Genomic DNA, 19702 nt, shown 5'->3' on the forward strand with positions numbered 1-19702 from the left:
TATGCGGAAATTGTTCATTGGCGCGCTCACCACACTCGCCGTCCTCGCCACCGCGTGCGGTGGAAACGATCAAGAACCTTCTGAATCATCTGTCGACCTGGCAGCACTAGATGTCGGTAGTTACCCAACTGTCCCGATCGACGTCGAAACGGTCCGGACTCCGGCCTCCGGCGCTGCACGTGAGGCAATCAGAATCGGGTCGGCGACCCCACTTCCGCTGGAATACGATTCCCGATTCACCTATTTTCCCCAGCAGGTTCACGGGAGTCGCGTGACAACGGCGGAGCCGCCATATTTTCGGGGCACCGGCATAGAAGCCAAGGCTTTCACCACCGAGGTCCCCGGGCTCGTCGCCGGCTGGCGGATGGCGGCAACCAGGCGGCCGTTGGAGAATGCCGGACGGGGAGTCGAAACCTTCACACTGCGTTTCGAAACCGCCGACTTGGCTAAACGTGCGGCCCAGACGCTGATGGAGCGCGCCCCTGGCGACATCTTCCCCCTCGGCGATTTTCCGGAATCCTACACAAAGGTCACGACTCCCGACACCAATGGCGGCTACCTGCGTACCTGGATGACCCAGGGAGACATACTCCTTCACATCGCGATTCGCGACCCGGTCAGTCGGCCGTACAGTCCAGCCGATGACAAAGAAATAGCCAAGCGATTCCTGGCGAAGCAGCTCGAGAAACTTCGATCCTATTCGCCTACTCCTTTGGGCGAAATCGCTCAGCTACCGATGGATATCGACGGCTTGCTCAGCAAGACCGTACCGTGGACCACGCCACTGGGTGGCGGTGCCGCCGTGTACCCCGTGCATGTCGCCACCTCGATGATGTCGCCGCACGACACGATGTCGGCGGCGCTTGTCGATGCGGGTGTCGACTATGTCGCTTTGAACGCGGCGATTGTCGCTCGCAGTCGCGACGACGCAAGCGCGGCAAGGCTGTTCGCCGCATACCAGCGGGAAATCGACGAACGCCCAGGCCGGGTTGCGGTCGAACCTCCGCCCCACTTGCCCGGTGCGCGCTGCTACAGCCCCGATGCAGACCCTGACAACCAAACGAGCTCGCAGTCTGTCTGTCGTGTTCAGGTGGGGAGATACGTCGCCTCTGTCACCGGACTCGAAGTGAGAGACCTTCGGCAGCGGATTTCCGCGCAGTACAAGCTGCTCGCCACGGCTGGGTAACCACACGAAAACGGGTGGGCCCGGCGTCAGCCGGACCCACCCGTTAAGCAGGCTCCCTGCTGTCACATGAGCATCTGAGCGAGCCGCGCGTCGGTCGCCTTCATGTTCTCGGCGCCGGACAGAGTCGTCGCACCGAGCTTCTGCAGGCTGGTGTTCAGATCGATCGACTGCTGCTGCCACTTGGTCTGCATGATCGCGAAGGCGGTCGAGCCCTCACCCTCGGACCAGTTCTCTTCGATGAAGCGCTGGAACTCGTTCTCGTAGTCCTGCAGGGCAGTGGTGATGTTCTGCGCCTGAGCTTCCAGACCGGAGCCCGCGTCGTTGATGGCGGCGAAGTCGTACCTGATAGAGCCGATGTCAGTCATTGTGACCCTTTCGAAGTTGCTGCGTCAGTGAAAGACGGAGGGAGGACTAGATGTTGAGCTGCGGACCGGCCTTGACGATCTGCGACGCGTTGTCAACTTCCTCGTCCGTGATGAGGCCGGCGATCTGCGAAACCTTGTCGGAGGCCTCGAACAGCGCGGTGTTCAGCTTGGACGCGTTGTCCAGGTACTCCCGCATGGAGGTCTGGAAGGCCTGACCGGCGGCGCCCTGGAAGGCAGGGCTGTTGACGTCGTTGGCGTGGCCCTCAGCGCGGGTGATCATCCCCTGGATCGCGTCGTGCTTGTCCTTCATCTTGGTGGAGAACGCCTGGATCTCCGCAGGAGTTGCGTTAAAACCCATCTTCTGGCTCCTTCGTGGTCAACGGTGGACCAGACCCCCCTGCTGGCGATCTGAGCCCTTCATCTTTGTTGGACGCACCGTTGGTGCGTTCGGTTCCATCATTTCGGAGGAAATTTCCGTGCCTACGGCGAGATCGCGATAGTACGCATCACTTCCTCACACGCAGAGCTGACAGTCCCCCATCCTCCCGAACCGTATTGGCAACCGACGTTGGTCTGGACGCCGTGGTCGAGCAGGACGTACCACCTGACGACGGAACCGTCGCCAGGAGACTCTTGGTAGCCGATCCCCCGGCGCCCAGCGAACACCACATCACGTTCCGGGGCGCCGAACCTTCCCGGCTCGGCGTTGGCGATCCGCGCTGTGATGTCCCTTAGCACTTCATCATATCCAGCCTGATCCGCAACAGTGTTGTACGTCACAGTAATCCGGCCCGGGGTCGCTGTCTGCGGAACGAGCGCGGCTCGCTCCGACGTATTGCCGGCGGCAATACGCCACTCCGCGGGGACGTGGAAGGCGACGCGGCCCATCGTGTGCTGCTGCGGTGCGGCAGTGCGCGAGGTCGACGTGGTTGTCGTTGCAGACGTGGGCGACACCGGCGGCGCCGAACTGGAGCTTGCTGCGGCAGTTGTCGCGGCGTCGGCACCGCTGCCTCGAGTCGTCGCCAGCACTACGACACCGACAGCGAGAGCGACGACCACAACTGCCGCCGCGGCAACGACTTTGGCCGCGCTGACACGGGGCGAAGGTGCTGTTGCAGCAGCTCGCTCACGCAACGTACCGACCCAATTGACATCCTCCTCCGGCACAGGCTGGAGCGCACGGCTGTCACCGCGGATGGAGGGCGTGAGCAGTAGTCCCGTGAAGGCCACCGACTGGACGAGGGGCCCGGGTTGGGCGGCCCACGACTCCGCCACGAACCGCCGGACACCGTCCAGGAGCAGGTCGTCATGCGGGCCGACGAGCATGACCGAGGACGGCCGGTATCCATCGAGGACTTTGCCGATCATCGCGGTCAGCGGTTCGACCGTGACGTCGTTCCACTCGCCCGCTCCCAGAGTCGGCTCGAGTTCGCGTGCGGTGACTTCGATCTGGTCTCTGGATCGATTCACAGCGGTGACCGTCACACCCAGCGACTCGATCTCGACGACAGCGATGAGCTCAGACGTGGCGAACGACTGCCGTGATCTCGCGACGCGAACGGCTATCGATTCCAAGACGACGGAGCCTGCATGCCGGGCGAACGAACGGGCGACATTTGCTTGCTGCGCGGTTGTCCACGAACTTGGGTGTGCGACAACGACACTCGCGCACGACATCGCCGGCGACAGGTCGGCGACGACATGGTCGACCACGGCATCGGTGGCAGCGACCGTCGATATCGGTTGCGGTTCGAATCCGATCCAGGCGGATTCCGACATCGCGAATGCGGAGATCGCGGGCTGCATCGGGCCGACCGGCGCACCGACCACGATCCCGTCCCGCACGGGCATCACCGTGGGAACCACATCCGCGTGCCTGGCAGCGGTCCGCGCGAGCACGCGCGACTCGCTGACCACCACGTCGATGTCGGTCACAAGGCCGGTGACCATGCCAGCTGCACCAGATCGATCGCGTTCCTGGTGACCAGGGTCCCCCGGCCCGGCGGCATCGCGCTGGCGCGCACCGTGCCGAACAACTGGCCTTCATCGCGGCTACCGCTCATCACGAGGCCGATGCAACCGACATCGCGCATACGCGACACGACGGGCTCGTAGAGCGCACGAGACGCGCCACCGGATCGACGGGCGATGATGAGGTGGAAACCGATGTCCTTGGCGTGCGGAATGAACTCGACCAGGGGCGAGAGGGGGTTACCCGACGACGTCACGACCAGGTCGTAATCGTCGACGATGAGATACAGCTCCGGTCCCGTCCACCAGGAGCGGGCACGAAGCTCCTGCTGCGTGATGTCCGCGCCCGGCATTCGGGACTTCAAGATCCCCACTACCTGCTGAACGAACGGTGTGAGCACTTCCGACGACGGTGCGTACCCGGCCAGGTGGTCGGTCTCGATCGTGCCCAACAGAGTTCGCCGGTAGTCGCCGAGAATGATCTTTGCCTGCTGCGGGGTGTTCGACTCGACCAGCCCCTGACAGATGCCCCGGAGCAACGCGGTCTTTCCGCATTCGCTGTCACCGAAGACCAGGAAGTGCGGGGTATCCGCCAGGTTGAGCATGGCGGGCGCCAGCTCGGACTCGTTGACACCGATGGGCACCTGAAGATTCGGCCGCGACGGGTCCAAGCCCATCGGCCAGTTGTTCATAGCCTGCAGCAGCGCAGGACGCTCGAGCAGCTCCGGCAAGGTCCGGGTGCCAGGCGCCGTGCGACCCGGGGTGCGCTGGGCGATCAGCTCCACCGCGTGAGCGACGCCGCTGCTCAGGTCGAGCGGATCGGAGTTGCCGTCGACACGCGGCAGGGCCATCAGCATGTGGAGCGCGTCAGGCGTGATGCCGCGGCCAGGGCGCCCCTGCGGCACGAGCGAGGCGAACTTGCGGCCGATGTCGGAGTCCATCGGGTCACCGAGGCGCAGCTCGATACGTGTGCCGATCTGATCCTTGAGTGCCGGACGGGCCTCCATCCACCTCGACAGTGCGATGACGATGTGCACACCGTACGAAAGGCCCTGCAGCGCAAGGTTCATGATCTGCTGCTCGAGCGCCTCGTAATCCTGGCGAATGGTGCCGAACCCATCGATGACGAGGAAAGCGTCACCGTACGGATCGGCGTGCGCACCAGCCGCGGCCGGGCTGCTGTTCGGATCCATCGCGCGCAGGCGCCGGTACTCGACCATGGACTCGATGCCGAGCTGATGGAAGCGCTTCTCACGCTGCCGGACAAGCGTGGTCATCTCGGCGACGGTGCGGCGCACCTTGTCTGGGTCGAGCCGGCTGGCGACCGAACCGACGTGTGGCAGCCCTTCGAGGCTGGCGAGCGTACCGCCACCGAAGTCCAGGCAGTAGAACTGCACCTGTTCGGCGGTGTGCGACAAGGACATCGCCATCACGAGCGAACGCAGAGCCGTCGATTTTCCGGACTGCGGGCCACCGACGATGGCCACGTTGCCGCGGGCACCGGAAAGGTCGACCATCATCGGGTCCCGGCGCTGGTCGTAAGGACGGTCGACGATGCCGATCGGCGCCCGGAGCGAGGCGGCCGCGGGGTAGTCGCCGGTGATGATCGAACGTGGGAGCAGCTGATCGAGAGTGGGGGCCTCGTCAAGCGGCGGCAACCAGATCTCGTGTGCGGGACGGCCGTGGCCCTGGATGCGAGCGACCAGCATGTTGAGGTTCGACATCTGCTCGCCGTCGTCGCTCGTCGGCTCCGGCTCATAACTCGACTCCACCGGCACCGGTACCCGGTCCGACGTGCGGAACTCGACGTGGGTGGCGTGGAAGGGGCGGGCGTTGACGTCGATTTCGCCGCCGACGATGCCCGCGCTGGTGACCTCGCGCTGGGGGCCGCCGCCGACGTAGGGGCCGGAGACGTAGGAGGCCTGGAAGCGCTGGATCTCGCCGGAGTCGGCCTTGAGGTAGCCGCCGCCGGGGGAATTCGGGAGGTTGTAGGCGTCGGGGACGCCGAGGACCTGGCGGGATTCGTTGGCGGAGAAGGTTTTCAGGCCGATGCGGTAGGACAGGTGGGATTCGAGGCCCTTGAGCTTGCCTTCTTCCAGGCGCTGGGAGGCGAGCAGGAGGTGGACGTGCAGCGAGCGGCCGAGGCGGCCGATCATCACGAACAGTTCCGCGAAATCGGGGTGCTGGGTGAGGAGTTCGGAGAACTCGTCGAGGACGACGAACAGCGCAGGCAGCGGGTCGAGGTCGGCGCCCGCGGCGCGGGCCTTCTCGTATTCGGAGACGTTGGCGAAGTTGCCCGCCTGGCGCAGGACTTCCTGGCGGCGGTTCATCTCGCCTGCCAGCGCGTCCTTCATACGGTCGACGAGGTCGGCTTCCTCTTCCAGGTTGGTGATGACCGCGGCGACGTGCGGGACGCCGTCGAGGCCGAGGAAGGTGGCACCACCCTTGAAGTCGACCAGGACCAGGTTCAGCTGGTCGGGCGAGTGGGTGGCGAGCAGGCTGAGCACCAGGGTGCGCAGGAACTCGGACTTACCGGAACCGGTGGCGCCGATGCACAGGCCGTGCGGGCCCATGCCGTTCTCGGCGGCTTCCTTGATGTCGAGTTCGACCGGGTTGCCGTCGGCGCCGACACCGAAGGGCACGCGCAGGCGCTCGCGGCCGTAGCGCGGGCGCCAGGCGCTGGCCGGGTTGAAGTTGCCGATGTCGCCGAGTGACATCAGCTGCGACCAGGTGGAGATGGCCTCGTTGTCGTCGGTCTCCACGTCGCTGCTGCGCTGGGTCGCCGCGCGGAACGGCGCGAGGCGGCGGGCGGCCTGCTGGGCCTGCTCGGCGCTGACGCGGTCGATGGTGGCGAAGCGTTCCTGATTACCGGTGGCGCCGCGGCCGAGGCATTCGCCGTCTTCGACGACCATCTTGATGCCGCGCGAAACAGCAAGGCGCGGAGCGTAATTGCAGAGGTCGATGATGGTGACGCCCTCGTAGCCGGACTCGCGGAGCTGGTCGTCCTCGGCTTCGAGCAGGCCACCGTCGACGACGATGACCACGTGCACCAGGTTCGGGTTGTTCGGCTGGTTACGCGAGTAGCGCACGCGGTTGCCGAGCAGCGGGTGCAGGCTGCTCAGCGCCTCGCGGATGGAGCCGTAGAACATGCGCTGGGTGCCGATGCCGTCGGAGACCTCGGGATGCTGGGTGTGCGGCAGCCACTTGGTCCATTCCCATTCGCGCGCGGTGTCGGGGCCGCAGACGACGGCGATCAGCACCTGGTCGGGTGCCTGGAACATGCACAGCTGCAACAACATCGCGCGGGTCATGTCGCGCGCCTGGGCGCGGTCGCCGTCGAGTGCGATGGTGCCGAAGCCCTTCACGGCGATGGCGGTGGGCAGGTCGGGGACGGTGGAGTGGGCGCGGACGAAGCGGCGCAGGGACACCGCGGCGATGGGTTCGAGTTCTTCCACCGGGCCGGTCTCGGGGGCGACCAGCCGGGTGGCCAGGCGCTGACCGCCGAGGCCGATGCGCGCGTGGCAGAAGTCCTTGTCGCCGGAGCGGCGCTCCCACATGCGGCTGGTGCCCGCCAGCATCCAGATCAGGCCGGGCTCGGGGTGGCTCCACTCGACGGCGGCCCGCTGCTGCTTGGCGGTGTCGTCGACGTCCTTGCGGACCTGGTCGAGGTAGCGGAGGTAGTCCTTGCGATCCTCGTTGGCCTCGGCCGCCTTGGCGCCCTTGCCGTTGCCCTGGCCGAACATGGTGACCATCGACATGATCATCATCATCGGGAACATCATTGACATGGGGTTGGACAGCATGCCGCTGCCCTGGGTGAACATCAGCGCCATCATGCCGACCATGCCGACCACCATGACGACGGGCATCAGCTTCATGAGCAGGTTGCCCGGCGTGATCCTGGGGATCTCGGGCGGCGGCTGCAGCGTCACCTCGCCACCGGGCGTACGCGGCATCTCGCGCCGGGCACGGCGCTGGAACCGGACTGTGCTCATGGTCGAGACTCCCCCTGCTTGACAACTCGCTGTCCACGCGACGGGCTCAGTGTAGAGGTCGCGGCCGACATGTCGTATGGTTCGTCAGGCATTCTGCTGTCCGAACGGTGAGTTCCGCAAACTGTCGATCGCCCGAGGGGTCGAGCGGAAACACGAGGTAGAGACGGAGTTGGGGGAGTTTTGACGCACGCGCGACTCGATCATCTGGAAGAGGATTCCGCGCGCGGCATCGTTCGCGCACCGGACCTTGCCCGGGTGACGATTCTGGCCAAGCACACGCAGGTCGACATGGCGATTCCGGTGGATGTTCCGGTCGCTCTCGTCATCCCCAGCGTCGTCGACATGGTCGCTCAGCACAGCCGGTCCAACGATTTCGACAACGACGGCGAACGCTACGAGCCCGCCGAGTGGGTGCTCGCCCGGATCGGCCATCCCCCGTTCTCCAACTCGCTCAGCCTCGGCGAGCACGGCGTGCGCGACGGCGAACTGCTCATGCTCGAGAGCGCCTCACACACCGCGCCGACGCCGCTGTTCGACGACATCATGTACAACGTCGCGATCGCCGACGCCGAGCACTACCGCAGCTGGACGCCGAAGACGGCGCGCGTCACCGGTTCGGTGCTCGCCGCGGTCACCATGCTGGTCGGCTGCTTCGGTCTGCTCGCCGCGCCGGACGCGCTGCCGTTCTGGGTGACCGGCTCGCTCGCGCTGCTGGTCGCGATCCTGTGCGTGGTCGCGGGCACCGTGCTCAGCCGGATGTACGGCGACACCGCGGCGGCGCTGGTCCTCGGCGGCTGCGCGCTGCCGACCGCCTTCACCGCGGGCATGCTGCTCGTGCCCGACCATTACAGCTGGGCGCACCTGCTGCTCGGCGCCACGCTCTTCGGTGCCACCGCGGTTCTCGCGTGGCGCGTCACCGGCGTGGGGCTCGCGCTGTTCATCGGCGCGGCGACGGCCTCGGTGTTCGCCATCCCGGCCGCGCTGGTCGGGCTGCTCACCGAGCAGCCGCTCAAGGCCATCGGCGCCGGTGTCGCCGCCCTCGGGCTGGCCGGGCTCTCGCTCTCGCCGCGCGTCTCGATGCTGCTGGCCAAGCTGCCGTTGCCGCCGGTCCCCTCCCCCGGCACGCCGATCGACCCGACCGAGGACGACCCGGACGATCACCGCGCGCTGCCGACCCTGGACGCGCTGCGGGCCAGGTCGGAACGGGCACGCAACTACCTCGCCGGCCTGGTCACCGCGACCACGCTGGTCACCGTCGTCGGCGCGCTGCTCGCGGTCGACGCGGGCGCGGACGACCCGTACTGGCCCGGCATCGCGCTGGCGCTGGTCTGCGCCGTCGTCCTGATGTTCCGCAGCCGGACCTACGCGGGGGCCGAGCAAGCCGTCGTGCTGATCGCGGGCGGCGCGTCGATCGTGCTGCTGATGCTGATCGGTGTCTCGCTCGAAATGCGCCAGCCGCTGGTGGTTTTCGGCGCCGCGCTGGCCATCCTGATCGCCGCGCTGGTGATCGGTCTGATCGTGCCGAACCAGTCGGCCACCCCGCCGATGCGCCGTGCGGTCGAGCTGCTCGAATACGGGTTCGTCGCCGCGGTGCTGCCGCTGGTGTTCTGGGTCGCCGAGCTCTACTCCCTCGTCCGCGGGCTGTGAACGCGAGCCTGCGCGTCGCGGCGGCGGCCGTGGCGCTCGGTGTCGGTGTGTCGTTCGGGTTGGGCGCCGCGCCCGCCTCGGCCGATCGGCCGCCCGCGGCCGATCCGGCGAACCTGCCCGCCGGCGACCCGGCCGCACCGCCGGAGAAGACCGAGGTCGGCTCGAACGCGGTGTGCACCACGGTGTCCACCGGCGGTGACGGGCCCGCCATCCCGGAGGCGCAGCGCTCGCTCGGGCTGGAGCGCGCGTGGGAGTTCTCCCGTGGCGCGGGGCAATTGGTCGCCGTCATCGATACCGGCGTGACCAGGAACGACCGGCTGCCGGACATGATCGCCGGCGGCGACTTCGTCGCGAACTCCGGTGACGGCGCCGACGATTGCGACGCGCACGGCACCTTCGTCGCCGGGCTGATCGCCGCGACAAAGGTCGACGGGCAGGGCTTCTCCGGGGTCGCGCCCGAGGCACAGATCCTGACCATCCGCCAGACCAGCAAGATGTATCAGAAGGAAGGCGCCAACCGGAACAAGGCGCCCGAGGATCTGCCCGACGGCTACGGCAACCTGGCGACGATGGCCTCGGCGATCCGGCGGGCCGCCGACATGGGCGCCTCGGTCATCAACGTCTCGGAGGTCTGGTGTGGCACCAACAAGGGTGTCAACGACAGCGCGGTGGGCGCGGCGCTGCAGTACGCCGTCGAGGTGAAGAACGCGGTTCCCGTTGTCGCGGCGGGTAATTCGGATACCTGCAAGACCGCCAACACCGTGATCGATCCGCTGGATCCCACCGCCGATCCGTGGTCGAAGACCGAGATGAACGTGAGCCCGGCCCGCTGGGACGACTACGTGCTCGCGGTCGGCTCGATCGATGCCAACGGCGCGCCGTCGAAGTTCACCGTCGCCGGGCCGTGGCTCAGCGTCGCCGCGCCGGGCGAGAACATGGTCTCGCTGAACCCGCGCGGCGCGGGGACGGCGATCGGCACGGTCAACCAGCAGGGCCAGACGAGCCCGATCAGCGGAACCAGTTTCGCGACGCCGCTGGTCTCCGGGGTGGTCGCGCTGGTGCGCGCCAGGTTCCCCGAGCTCAGCGCCAAGGAAGTGATGAAGCGGGTGCAGGCGACGGCGCACGCGCCCGCCGAGGGCTGGAACCAGTACATCGGGTACGGCAGCGTCGATCCGATGGCCGCGCTCACCGCCGAGGTGACGGGGTCGCTGCCGCCGAAGCGGCCGTCGCCCGCCGCGCAGGTGCAGCTGGCGGTGCCAGCCCCGGCGCCCGCCCCGGACAACACCGCCAGGAACGTGTCGCTGATCGGCGCGGGCGTGGTCGGGCTGCTGTTCGTGCTCGGCATGCTGGCCTCGTTCCCGATGCGGCGCCGGATGGGCGTGCGGGAAGACGTCTGACACCGCACCGGTGAACGACGGTGCCGCGCAGGTCCACGCGGTACCGTCGTCCTGCGCACCGAGCGCATCCCCGTCGACACAGGTAGCAGCATGGACTCGAGCGAAGCGCCCCTGACGCGCAGACAGCGCTGGGAACGCGCGACCAACCTGCCGCTGATGGCGCTGGCCGTGGTGTTTCTCGTCCTCTACGCCTGGCGGGTGCTCGACACCGATGTCTCACCGCACCTCGACGCGGCGCTGGTGTGGGCCGACATCGCCATCTGGGCGATCTTCGCCGTCGATTTCGCCGTGCGGCTGCGGTTGTCCACCGATCGGCTCCGCTTCGTGCGCAAACACCCGCTCGACCTGCTGGTGGTGCTGGTGCCGCCGTTCCGGCCGCTGCGACTGGTACGCGCGGCCCTGTTGCTGCTCGACTCGCTCAACCGCGCGACGAAACCGCGGACCCGCCTGGTGAGCTTCGTGGCGACGAGCTCGCTGCTGATCCTGTTGCTGTCCAGCCTGGCGTTCTTCGACGCCGAGTACGGCGCGCCCGAGAGCAAGATCAAGACCTTCGGCGACGCCCTGTGGTGGTCGGCGGTCTCGGTGACGACCGTCGGCTACGGCGACGTCTACCCTGTGACCACCGAGGGAAGGCTGGTCTCCCTGGTCCTGATGACGCTCGGCATCGGCCTGATCTCCTTCGCCATCGGCACCATGACCAGCTGGGTCGTCGAGCAGCTCAAGACCGTCGACGACGCCGCCGATCGCACCGAGCGCACCCTCTCCGAACTGGTCGACGAGGTCCGTTCCCTGCGCGCCGAGGTCGCCGAGCTGCGGGCCCGCGCGCAGGAGCCGCCCGGCTAGTTGGCGGCCGGGTTGACCGTCGCGACAGGCTGTTTGGCGGGCGAGGGATCGGGCGAGATGCCGTCGTGGGCGACCATCGCGTCCTCGCGGCCCAGGCTCGGGCCGCCGGCGAGCAGGCCGACGATCGGCCACGGCGCCGGTTCGGCCTTCACGTTCTCCAGGCCGAGCGCCTTGACCGCGTCGGCGTTCTTGATGCCGAAGCGCACGCCGGTGTCGGCGATGTAGAAGAGGCTGTCCTTGCGACGGCTGTCGACCTCGATGCCGGTGGTCTGTACGTAGGCGCCGGTGGCGGGCGGGATGTAGACGGTGTCGGCGTTCGGGCCCGCCGCGTCGGCCTGAGCCAGGTTCACCAGCTTGGCCTTGTCCGGGATCGGCAGGTCGATGCCGACAAGCACGTCCAGCTCGGCGCGGGCGGTGGCGTCGGTGTTGTCCATGGCGCCGGCGATCGGCTTCCAGGTGATGCAGCTGACCGACTTGTCCTTCGCCGCGATCAGCGTCGGCCGGTCGGCCGGGTAGTCCTGCACCTTCAGCGGATTCCGCACGGTCGGCGCGTAGGTGCGGTCGGTCGACTGGATCGTGGTGCCGTTCATGACCGTCGGATAGAAGTTGCGGATGATCTGCGCGGTCAGCGCGGAGACCGGCTGCAGTCCGTCCTGGAGCACCACGTAGTTCTGGTTGGGCTCGTTGAAGACCTGGACCACGTCACCGATCCGATGACCGCTGACGTTGTATGTCGGTGTCCCGCCGGGGTTGTCGATGCGGGGCGTCTCGATCGGGAGCACCTCGGGGATGGCGTTGAGCAGGCCCTCGCTGATCGGGCGCGGGGTCACGCCGCCGATGCCGAGCGCCTGGATCACCGGGGCGTCGTCCGTCTTCACCCTGGCGCGCTTGTTCTCGTAGACGAGGTAGGTCGAGTCCTTGCCCTTGACGAGCATGGCCTTGCCGTCCTCCATCGCCGACGCCTTGGCGCCGAGATCGAGGTCGCCTGCCAGAACGGAGGTGGTCAGGTTCGCGGTGCCGTCGGACTTGAGCTGGTCGCACACCGACCACGGGCGGCCCTTGCCGTCCTTGTCGTACATGATCGAGGAGGGGGCGCCGGGAATACCGATCAGCTGGCCGCGCGGCTTCTTGCCGAGCTCGGATTCCTTGACGATGACCGCCTTGGCCGCTTCGCCGGCGGCCAGCCGGGCCGAGGCGAGGTTGAGGGCGGGGTGGACGACGTTCTCGATGACGACGTAGACGCCGCCGGATTCCTTGCCGATGAGGATCTTGTTGTCACCGATCTTGTCCTGCGGGCGCAGCAGCGCGAGGATGCCGCAACCGGCGAGAACGACCAGGCCGAGGACCAAACCGACCGCGTAGGCACGGGTCTGGGCGCGCATCGGATCGTGCAGCATGCGCACGTCGCGGCGCACCAGGGCGTGCTCCATCCGCCGCACCAGGAAGCGGTAACCGCTGACCTGCCAGCGCGTAGTGGGTTTTGAAGGCATGGTTCCTCCCCCGAACAGTGCTCTCGTCCGGGCAACACAGTACAGTTCCCCGCAGCACTTGTTCACATTCGGGGGAGGAACCAATGGCCGAGTTCACCGGTGCCGGTCCGCGTCCGCTGTTCGGTCGTGTCACGTTGCCGCAGCTGCTCATCGCGCAGGTGCTCGGACTGCTCGCGGGCCTGATCGTGCTGGTGGTCGGGCTCGGGCCGCTGCCCGCGCTCGGCGTCGCCGTCGTGGTGGCCCTGATTCCGTTGATCCCGATCGGCAAGCGCACGATCCTCGACTGGCTCGGCACGATCCGCCGCTACTCGGGCAAGCGCGAATACACCCTCGGCGACACCGTCGACTTCCGTGACACCGACGGCCGTTCACTCGGCCTGTACTGGGACGGCAGCCGGGTGGTCACCGTCGTCGAGGTGCTGCCGCCGAAGGGCGGGCTGACCAGAATCGCCCGCACCGCCGTCCACGCCTCCCACCTGCTCCCCCTGCCCGAGCTCGCCGCCTGCCTCAATCAGCACGACATCCTGCTCAGCGGCATCGACATCATCAGCCACGGCCACCGCAGCCGCTCTGGCACGCCCGCGGGCGCGATCTACGAGTCGCTGCTCGGGCCGCTGCCCGCCACCGCGCACCGCACGGTCTGGCTGGCGATCAGCTTCGACGCGGTGCAGTGTCCCGATGCGACCGAACGCCGCGGCGGCGGCACCGAGGGCGCCTCGCGCGCGGTCACCATCGCGACCCAGCGCATCATGCGCACGCTCGAGGACGCCGACTGCAGCGCGCGCATCCTCACCGCCCCCGAGATCCGCAAGGCCGTCCAGCAGATCACCGCCGGGCTCGATCCGCGCACGCTGACCCAGCGGTGGAAGTTCGCCGAGATCGGCAACTCGGTCAACATCGGCAGCGCGGTCGACCCCAAGCAGCTTGGTTCCGACCTGCTCGCGCAGCTGTGGGTCGCGCCGTCGCGCGGCACCACGGTCGCGGTGCGGCTGCGGCCCGGCAGCGACGCCGAATCGGTGAGTGTGGGCGCCGCATGGCGGCTGACCGCCCGTGAGCTGCCGGAGAAGAGCAGCACCAAGGGCATGGTGTCGATGAACGGCCGTCATCGTGACGCGCTGCTCGCGCACCTGCCGATCGCGGTGCCCGGCCTGGACGACACCGTTCCCACCACCGAGTACCCGATCGATGTCATCGGCGCGCTGCACCTGCCCTCGGCGGGGTGCGGTCAGCTGCTCGGCTCCGACGACGAAGGCAACGGCGTCGCGGCCCGCATCATCGGCGCGGGCATCTCCTCGGTGTATGTGGCGGGCGAGCTGTACCTGGCCCAGCAGCTGGTGTTCCGCGCGCTGGCGGTCGGTGAACGCGTGCTCGTCCGCACCGATCGGGCGCACGCCTGGGAGCAATTGGTGAACACCGTCGGCAACCCGGAGCGGCTGACCATCGCGGTCGAAACACACCAGTCCGACGCGGGATTCACCGCGACCGTGGTCGACGGCGTGCTGGCCCCGGCGCCGCACGCCGGTGTCACGACCATCTATCTGACCGGCGATCCGAACGGCTGGCCCGCCTCCCGTCCCGACCTGGAGATCTTCCAGCCGGGCGCGATCGGCAACCGGGTGGTGCTGCGCACCGGCACCACCAGGGTCAATCTCACCCTGGTGTCCATCCCGCGTGAGGCGACCTACATCGGTCAGCCGCGCGGCCAGCGTTCGATGGCCAACGCCTGACCGGTCAGCGGCTGGAGCGGGTGACCACGGAAGCCGCCCGGCCAGGCGCGGGAAAGCACAGCCTGTTCTGTCAGCCCGGGTAGGGGTCGGTGGTGCGGGCGGCGCGCAGAGTCCTTCCCCACCAGGCCAATTGGCCGAGCATCCGGCCGCAGGCGTCGACGGCCGCCTTGTCGTCGGTCGCGCCCTCGGCGTCGAATCGGCGTTTGGCCTGGGCGAAGCTCACCGATTCCCGCACCGAGACCATGTGCAGTTCGGCGACCACCTGCCGCAGCTGTTCGACCGCGCGCAATCCGCCCGAGAGTCCGCCGTAGGAGACGAAGCCGATCGGCTTGGCGCGCCATTCGTGTTTGGCGCTGTCGAGCGCGGTCTTCAGCGAGGCCGGATAGCCGTGGTTGTACTCGGAGGTGACGACGGCGAACGCGTCGGCCGCGGCCAAGCGGGCCCGGAACGCGTCGACCTCGGGCGTCTCGACGAGTTCCACCGGCAGAGTGAGTTCGCGCAGGTCGAGCACGCCGACCTCGAATTCCGGCCGCGCCGCGACCATTCCGCGAAACCAGTCGGCCACCACCGGCGCGAACCGCTCGGGCCGGGTGCTGGCGACGATGATCTCCAACCGCAGCGGTGTGTCCATGTCCCGAGCCTAGCCACCGCGACCCCGCCCAGGCCGCGCGCGGGCGATCGGGCACGATGGACGAGATTTCCGCAGGTGGGACGACAGTGAAAGGGGCAGCACGGGTGATCATCGGACGGTGGCAACTGGTGGAGACGCTGGGTGCCCCGGGCACGTGGTCGATGCTGACCGCCGGGACGACGCCGCGGGAGTGGGCGTCGTACGAGCGGGCCGTCCCCGCCGCGCTGCGGCCGCTGATCGAGGCCGCCCACGGCACGGGCCAACCCGTCGACCGGGTTCTGCCGAAATCCCGTAACCCTTGGTCGGAGCACCGCTTTCGCGCCGAGCCCGTGCTGTGGCCCGGCGCGCGCCCGCACGGGGTGAAGCTCTGGGTCGGTGAAGGCGCGCCCACCACGGAGCTCGGCGTCGGCGCGTTCCTGGTGGACGCCAAGGCCAGGGTCGTGCACAGCCGTCCGGCCGGGCTGGGGCCACATTTCGGCACCGCGCCGGTGGAATACAGCGGGGCGGAACCCTTTCAGCGGATCGAGCGATTCGATCGCGCCCTCGAGATCGTCGCCATCCTGAACCGGTCGGAACCGGAGAGCCGGTGGTCGGGCGTGCCGACGGTGCACTCCGCGATCGGCCCCCGATCGCTGCTGGTGGCCGCCCGAAACGGGGCGGCCGACCGGCGGTTCGCGTGGCGGGGGCTCGCCGTCGACGTCACCGACACCGTTGCCCCGCAAGCCAAGTCGTTCGAGGCGGCGACGCTGGAGCTGCTGCGCGACAGTCAGCCGGGGCTGTACCTGTGCATCCTGGACACCGCGCAGGCCAGGCAGGTCAGGTGGGTCACCGAGCCGGTGCCCGGCCTGCGCTGGCGCGGGATCGACGATCGGTTGATCCCACATCCCGACGACCGGGCCAGGATCGCGGCGGCTCGCGCGCAGATCCTGGCCGGCGCCGCCCGCGCCGACCTGGCCGGGGTCCGGCTCGCGACCGAGACCGACGGGTGGCTGGTCGCCGACGTCGAGCTGACGCCGTTGCCCGCCGGGGCCGAGGCCGACGCGGCGCCGCTGTTCGTGCTGGCCCAGCTGCAGGTCACGCCACCGGGCTGATCAGGGCAGTTCGAACGGCAGCGAGACGCCTGCGTGCACCCGGCAGCGCTCGCAGGTGTCCTCGCCGTCGACCGCGGCGACCGCGCGCCGCATCAGCTCCTTGAACGGACCGAGGTTCTTCTTGAACTCGGCGAACACGTCCACCGCGTGCACACCGTCGCCCTCTTCCAGACCAGCGTCCAGGTCGGTGACGAGAGCGACTGCGGAGTAGCACATTTCGAGTTCACGGGCGAGCACGGCCTCGGGGTGGCCGGTCATGTTGACCAGGTCCCAGCCCTGCCCGGCGAACCAGCGGCTCTCGGCCCTTGTCGAGAAGCGCGGCCCCTGCACCACGACCATCGTGCCGGAATCCTCGACGCGCAGGTCGGCACCGGCCGACTTCACCGCGGCCGTGCGCAGTTCGTCGCAGTACGGGTCGGCGAAGGACACGTGGATGCCGCCGCCGTCGAAGTAGGTTTGCGGCCTGCCCGAGGTGCGGTCGACCAGCTGATCGGGCACCGCGACCGTGCCGGGACCCCAGTCGGCGCGCAGGCTGCCCACGGCGCACGGCGCGAACACCCGGCGCACGCCGAGCGAGCGCAGCGCCCACATGTTGGCCTGGTAGGGCAGGGTGTGCGGGGCGAACTCGTGCTGCTTGCCGTGCCGGGGCAGGAACGCGACGGCGCGCCCCTCGACCGCGCCGACCGCGATGGGCGCGCTCGGCGCGCCGTACGGCGTGTCGACCTCGACGTGGGTGGCGTCGTCGTCGAAGAAGTCATAGAAGCCACTGCCGCCGATGACGGCGAGTGCGGGCCGGGGAAGCGAACTCATAGGATTGATTGTTCCGTCCGGCCAGGTCTCGCGCATCACCGGGACCCGGCCCGCGGCCACCCATCTGACAATTCCGGCCGGAAACTGTACCCTAGGGGGGTATCAGCTCGCCCACGGGCGAGCATCCGGCCCGGCGAGGAGAACTTCGGTGACAGCACCCACCCCCGACACCGCACCCGGCGACGAGCACGCGGGCCACGACCACGCGGGCCACGGCTACATCACCGCCAAGGACGACTACCTCAAGCGCCTGCGCCGCATCGAGGGCCAGGCCCGCGGCCTGCAGCGGATGGTCGAAGAAGAGAAGTACTGCATCGACATCCTCACCCAGGTCTCCGCGATGACCAAGGCACTGCAGGCCGTGGCGATGGGCCTGCTCGAGGACCACATCTCGCACTGCGTGGTCGACGCGGCCGTGGCCGGCGGCCCGGAAGCCGAGGCCAAGATCAAAGAGGCGACCGACGCGATCGCCCGGCTGGTCCGCTCCTGAGCTCGGCGACCTGATCGCCGGGGACGGGCGCCGGTGCGAGCTCGACCTCGGCGATCAACACCCCCGCACTCCCCGCCGGGAGCGGCTCGACCAGGTCGCGCCCGTCGGGCCCGAGGACGCGCGCGACCCCGCCGCCGCCGCTGAGCAGCCGGTACTCCGGCGAGCGCGCGTCCACCACCTCCCACCCGGTCATCGGAACCAGCGCCGTCGGGGCGACGACGACCGCCCCGCTCGCGCGGGCGTAGTCCGCGCTGACGGTGCTGTTCACAGCCGTCACGCCGGCGCCGTCGTCCTCGTGATAGACCGTGAACCCCGACCACGCGGCGATGTGTATCTGCTCCCACCACAGGTCCACCCGCCGCCGCGGGCACAGGTGATCGGCACCCGCCAGCATGCCGATCCGCCCCAGCTCCGTGTCGTACACCACCGGCGGTTCGCTCCCGGCCGCGAACACCTCGCGCTCCAGCGCCGTCGGCCGCGCCTTGCGCGCGAACTCCATCCGTCCCGCCGGGCTCACCAGCGCCTGGGTCATGAACAGCTCGGCGCCCGCGCGTTCGGCGAACCCGAGCGCCACCCACATCCCGGTCCGCCGCGCCGCGTGCGCGATCGCGCGCATCTCGGCGCCGTCCCTGGTCATCGCGTTCGCGAGATAGCGGCCCCGGAACTCCGAACCCCAGTCGACCGCGTTCAGCCACAGCCACCAGGGATAGCCGGGCAGGAAGGTTTCCGGGAACGCCACCAGCGCGGCGCCGCCCTCGGCCGCGTCCTCGATGAGGCCGATCGTCTGCTCGATGCCGAGGGCGAGCTGTAACCACGCGGGCTCGGCCTGCACGGCCGCCACCCGAATTCGATCCGCCATGGTGACCGCTCCTCGTACTCAACCACTCGCTGAGAACCAGTGTCGCCCAGGCGAACCCGTCCGACTCAGTCCGTCGGTGCCAGATCGCTGACAATCCGTGCCAGGCTCAGCCGGCGCGGTTCTGCCGGTACTCGCCGGGCGTCATCCCGGTCTCGGTGAGGAACACCCGGTAGAAGTGCCGCTCCGAGGCGAAACCCGAGCCGAAGGCGACGGCTGCGGGCGAGCGTGAGCGGTGCCGCAGCAGAAGCTCCTTGGCGTGTTCCACGCGCATCTTGCGCAAGGTGGTGTTGAGGCTGTCGCCCGAGCTGTGAAAGATCCGGAACAGGGTGCGGCGGGAGACGTGGCAGGCATGGGCGATCTCGTCGGCCGTCAGCTCCGGGTTCGTGAAGTTCTTGCGCATGAAGACCAGCACGCGCTCGCGACTCAGCGCGTCGGCCGGAGAGTCGACCGGCTGCGTCCCGGCGGCCAGCAGCACCGCCGAACCGAAGAGCTCGACCGCGCCCGCGGCCAGGACATCGGCCTGTTCGGGGGCCTCCTCCTGGATTCGGGCAAGACCGCGGAAATAGGCGGCGACCACGCCGGCGGCGCTGGACGCGGACACGGCGACCGCGGTCGGGAAGGCCAGCTGACCGAGGCCGGGCAGCTCACGCAGCAACCGGATCGGCACCTGCACGTTCACCTGCTCGAACAAGGCGCCATCCGACCAGCGGTACGGCCGCGAGGTGTCGAAGAAGGTCATCTCGCCGGGCCGCAGCAGCACCGAGCGGCCGTCTTGATCCAGCCTGGCTCGACCACGGAGCTGGATACCGGCCAGCAGGTACTGGTCGTCGGAGTCCGCGATGTGCGCCTTGGAACGCCGGAACTCGTGATTCGTGCCCGCGAGCGCGGTGAGGTGGCAGTCGTCGGCGCCGGCCAGCGGGCGGGTGGCGACCCGACCGTAGAACGGCAGGTCGGGATAGGGCGAGATGGCGAGCGGCACGTAGGTCTGTTGCATGAGCGCTTCCCACCGACCGAACGCCGAACTGTTCGGTGTCGCCGAGGCGAGTTCCACCGTCATCGGTTCGATTGCCATGGCAGTCAGCCTCCGGACCCGCGACATCTGGCGTAGCCGTCTCTACGGCATCGGCTCAGAATAGCGTCGCGAACCGGTCGGCTCAATCCGGAAATCTGCCCGTAACCAGCGAATTCCTCTCTACGAAA

Annotated in this window: 16 protein-coding genes; 7 read left to right on the forward strand and 9 right to left on the reverse strand. The window is 68.5% G+C overall.

The genetic code is table 11. The features are described from left to right. Position 1 precedes the first annotated feature (1 nt). Entirely contained in the window at positions 2 to 1186 is a 1185-nt protein-coding gene (locus AB0H56_RS09675; protein ID WP_357159792.1) for a hypothetical protein, read from the forward strand. A 62-nt stretch (positions 1187 to 1248) separates the two neighbouring features. Here AB0H56_RS09675 and AB0H56_RS09680 read toward each other — a convergent pair whose 3' ends face one another. The 4 genes from AB0H56_RS09680 to eccCa all read right to left on the reverse strand — a co-directional run bounded on the left by AB0H56_RS09680 (position 1249) and on the right by eccCa (position 7517). Beyond that, positions 1249 to 1551, reverse strand: coding sequence for a WXG100 family type VII secretion target (locus AB0H56_RS09680; RefSeq protein ID WP_357159795.1), 303 nt, complete (start codon positions 1549 to 1551; stop codon positions 1249 to 1251). Between the two features lie 46 nt (positions 1552 to 1597). Continuing rightward, positions 1598 to 1909: a WXG100 family type VII secretion target gene (locus AB0H56_RS09685; protein ID WP_357159798.1), complete on the reverse strand. Its 312-nt coding sequence runs from the start codon at positions 1907 to 1909 to the stop codon at positions 1598 to 1600. A 122-nt stretch (positions 1910 to 2031) separates the two neighbouring features. Further along, complete coding sequence (locus AB0H56_RS09690; RefSeq protein ID WP_357159801.1) at positions 2032 to 3501, reverse strand: type VII secretion-associated protein; 1470 nt, start codon at positions 3499 to 3501, stop codon at positions 2032 to 2034. Then, complete coding sequence (gene eccCa, locus AB0H56_RS09695) at positions 3483 to 7517, reverse strand: type VII secretion protein EccCa (protein ID WP_357159804.1); 4035 nt, start codon at positions 7515 to 7517, stop codon at positions 3483 to 3485. The genes AB0H56_RS09690 and eccCa overlap by 19 nt, the downstream gene beginning before the upstream one ends. A 180-nt stretch (positions 7518 to 7697) precedes the next feature. Here eccCa and eccD point away from each other — a divergent pair, with 180 nt between their 5' ends. The 3 genes from eccD to AB0H56_RS09710 all read left to right on the forward strand — a co-directional run bounded on the left by eccD (position 7698) and on the right by AB0H56_RS09710 (position 11404). After that, positions 7698 to 9164, forward strand: coding sequence for a type VII secretion integral membrane protein EccD (gene eccD, locus AB0H56_RS09700; protein ID WP_357159807.1), 1467 nt, complete (start codon positions 7698 to 7700; stop codon positions 9162 to 9164). Then, positions 9161 to 10561 (forward strand): type VII secretion-associated serine protease mycosin, encoded by a 1401-nt coding sequence (gene mycP / locus AB0H56_RS09705; protein WP_357159810.1) that lies wholly within the window; start codon positions 9161 to 9163, stop codon positions 10559 to 10561. The genes eccD and mycP overlap by 4 nt, the downstream gene beginning before the upstream one ends. A gap of 90 nt (positions 10562 to 10651) precedes the next feature. Continuing rightward, positions 10652 to 11404: a potassium channel family protein gene (locus AB0H56_RS09710; RefSeq protein ID WP_357159812.1), complete on the forward strand. Its 753-nt coding sequence runs from the start codon at positions 10652 to 10654 to the stop codon at positions 11402 to 11404. On the opposite strand, the gene eccB is transcribed toward AB0H56_RS09710, so the two are convergent. After that, positions 11401 to 12894, reverse strand: a complete 1494-nt coding sequence (eccB, locus tag AB0H56_RS09715; protein WP_357159815.1) for a type VII secretion protein EccB — start codon at positions 12892 to 12894, stop codon at positions 11401 to 11403. The genes AB0H56_RS09710 and eccB overlap by 4 nt on opposite strands. A gap of 83 nt (positions 12895 to 12977) precedes the next feature. Here eccB and eccE point away from each other — a divergent pair, with 83 nt between their 5' ends. After that, positions 12978 to 14621 (forward strand): type VII secretion protein EccE, encoded by a 1644-nt coding sequence (eccE, locus tag AB0H56_RS09720; protein ID WP_357159818.1) that lies wholly within the window; start codon positions 12978 to 12980, stop codon positions 14619 to 14621. Positions 14622 to 14691: 70 nt separating this feature from the next. Here the strand turns inward: eccE and AB0H56_RS09725 are convergent, their stop codons facing one another. Then, positions 14692 to 15252: an NAD(P)H-dependent oxidoreductase gene (locus AB0H56_RS09725; RefSeq protein ID WP_357159821.1), complete on the reverse strand. Its 561-nt coding sequence runs from the start codon at positions 15250 to 15252 to the stop codon at positions 14692 to 14694. Positions 15253 to 15356: 104 nt separating this feature from the next. On the opposite strand from AB0H56_RS09725, the gene AB0H56_RS09730 reads away from it, so the two are divergent. Further along, positions 15357 to 16343: a GAF domain-containing protein gene (locus tag AB0H56_RS09730; RefSeq protein ID WP_357159824.1), complete on the forward strand. Its 987-nt coding sequence runs from the start codon at positions 15357 to 15359 to the stop codon at positions 16341 to 16343. On the opposite strand, the gene AB0H56_RS09735 is transcribed toward AB0H56_RS09730, so the two are convergent. Beyond that, on the reverse strand, positions 16344 to 17153 hold the full coding sequence (locus AB0H56_RS09735; protein WP_357159827.1) for an S-methyl-5'-thioadenosine phosphorylase: 810 nt from the start codon (positions 17151 to 17153) through the stop codon (positions 16344 to 16346). Positions 17154 to 17301: 148 nt separating this feature from the next. Here AB0H56_RS09735 and AB0H56_RS09740 point away from each other — a divergent pair, with 148 nt between their 5' ends. Continuing rightward, on the forward strand, positions 17302 to 17643 hold the full coding sequence (locus AB0H56_RS09740) for a metal-sensitive transcriptional regulator (RefSeq protein ID WP_110037130.1): 342 nt from the start codon (positions 17302 to 17304) through the stop codon (positions 17641 to 17643). On the opposite strand, the gene AB0H56_RS09745 is transcribed toward AB0H56_RS09740, so the two are convergent. After that, positions 17600 to 18502 carry a nitrilase-related carbon-nitrogen hydrolase gene (locus AB0H56_RS09745; protein ID WP_357159831.1) on the reverse strand — a complete coding sequence of 301 codons (903 nt, stop codon included), beginning with the start codon at positions 18500 to 18502 and terminating at the stop codon, positions 17600 to 17602. The two genes, AB0H56_RS09740 and AB0H56_RS09745, sit on opposite strands and share 44 nt — an antisense overlap. A gap of 106 nt (positions 18503 to 18608) precedes the next feature. Continuing rightward, positions 18609 to 19574 (reverse strand): helix-turn-helix domain-containing protein, encoded by a 966-nt coding sequence (locus AB0H56_RS09750; RefSeq protein ID WP_357159834.1) that lies wholly within the window; start codon positions 19572 to 19574, stop codon positions 18609 to 18611. Between the last annotated feature and the right edge of the window lie 128 nt (positions 19575 to 19702).

The sequence above is a fragment of the Nocardia sp. NPDC050717 genome (genome assembly GCF_040654275.1).
In the GTDB taxonomy this organism is placed as follows: Bacteria; Actinomycetota; Actinomycetes; order Mycobacteriales; family Mycobacteriaceae; genus Nocardia.

What these genes read in the sequence shown, in the direction of transcription:
- AB0H56_RS09690 (WP_357159801.1), bottom strand. Translation starts at nt 3,501, where the DNA reads ATGGTCACCGGCCTTGTGACCGACATCGACGTGGTGGTCAGCGAGTCG.
- AB0H56_RS09685 (WP_357159798.1), bottom strand. Translation starts at nt 1,909, where the DNA reads ATGGGTTTTAACGCAACTCCTGCGGAGATCCAGGCGTTCTCCACCAAG.
- AB0H56_RS09710 (WP_357159812.1), top strand. Translation starts at nt 10,652, where the DNA reads ATGGACTCGAGCGAAGCGCCCCTGACGCGCAGACAGCGCTGGGAACGC.
- eccE (WP_357159818.1), top strand. Translation starts at nt 12,978, where the DNA reads ATGGCCGAGTTCACCGGTGCCGGTCCGCGTCCGCTGTTCGGTCGTGTC.
- eccB (WP_357159815.1), bottom strand. Translation starts at nt 12,894, where the DNA reads ATGCCTTCAAAACCCACTACGCGCTGGCAGGTCAGCGGTTACCGCTTC.
- AB0H56_RS09675 (WP_357159792.1), top strand. Translation starts at nt 2, where the DNA reads ATGCGGAAATTGTTCATTGGCGCGCTCACCACACTCGCCGTCCTCGCC.
- AB0H56_RS09745 (WP_357159831.1), bottom strand. Translation starts at nt 18,502, where the DNA reads ATGGCGGATCGAATTCGGGTGGCGGCCGTGCAGGCCGAGCCCGCGTGG.
- AB0H56_RS09680 (WP_357159795.1), bottom strand. Translation starts at nt 1,551, where the DNA reads ATGACTGACATCGGCTCTATCAGGTACGACTTCGCCGCCATCAACGAC.
- AB0H56_RS09725 (WP_357159821.1), bottom strand. Translation starts at nt 15,252, where the DNA reads ATGGACACACCGCTGCGGTTGGAGATCATCGTCGCCAGCACCCGGCCC.
- AB0H56_RS09735 (WP_357159827.1), bottom strand. Translation starts at nt 17,153, where the DNA reads ATGAGTTCGCTTCCCCGGCCCGCACTCGCCGTCATCGGCGGCAGTGGC.
- AB0H56_RS09750 (WP_357159834.1), bottom strand. Translation starts at nt 19,574, where the DNA reads ATGGCAATCGAACCGATGACGGTGGAACTCGCCTCGGCGACACCGAAC.
- eccCa (WP_357159804.1), bottom strand. Translation starts at nt 7,517, where the DNA reads ATGAGCACAGTCCGGTTCCAGCGCCGTGCCCGGCGCGAGATGCCGCGT.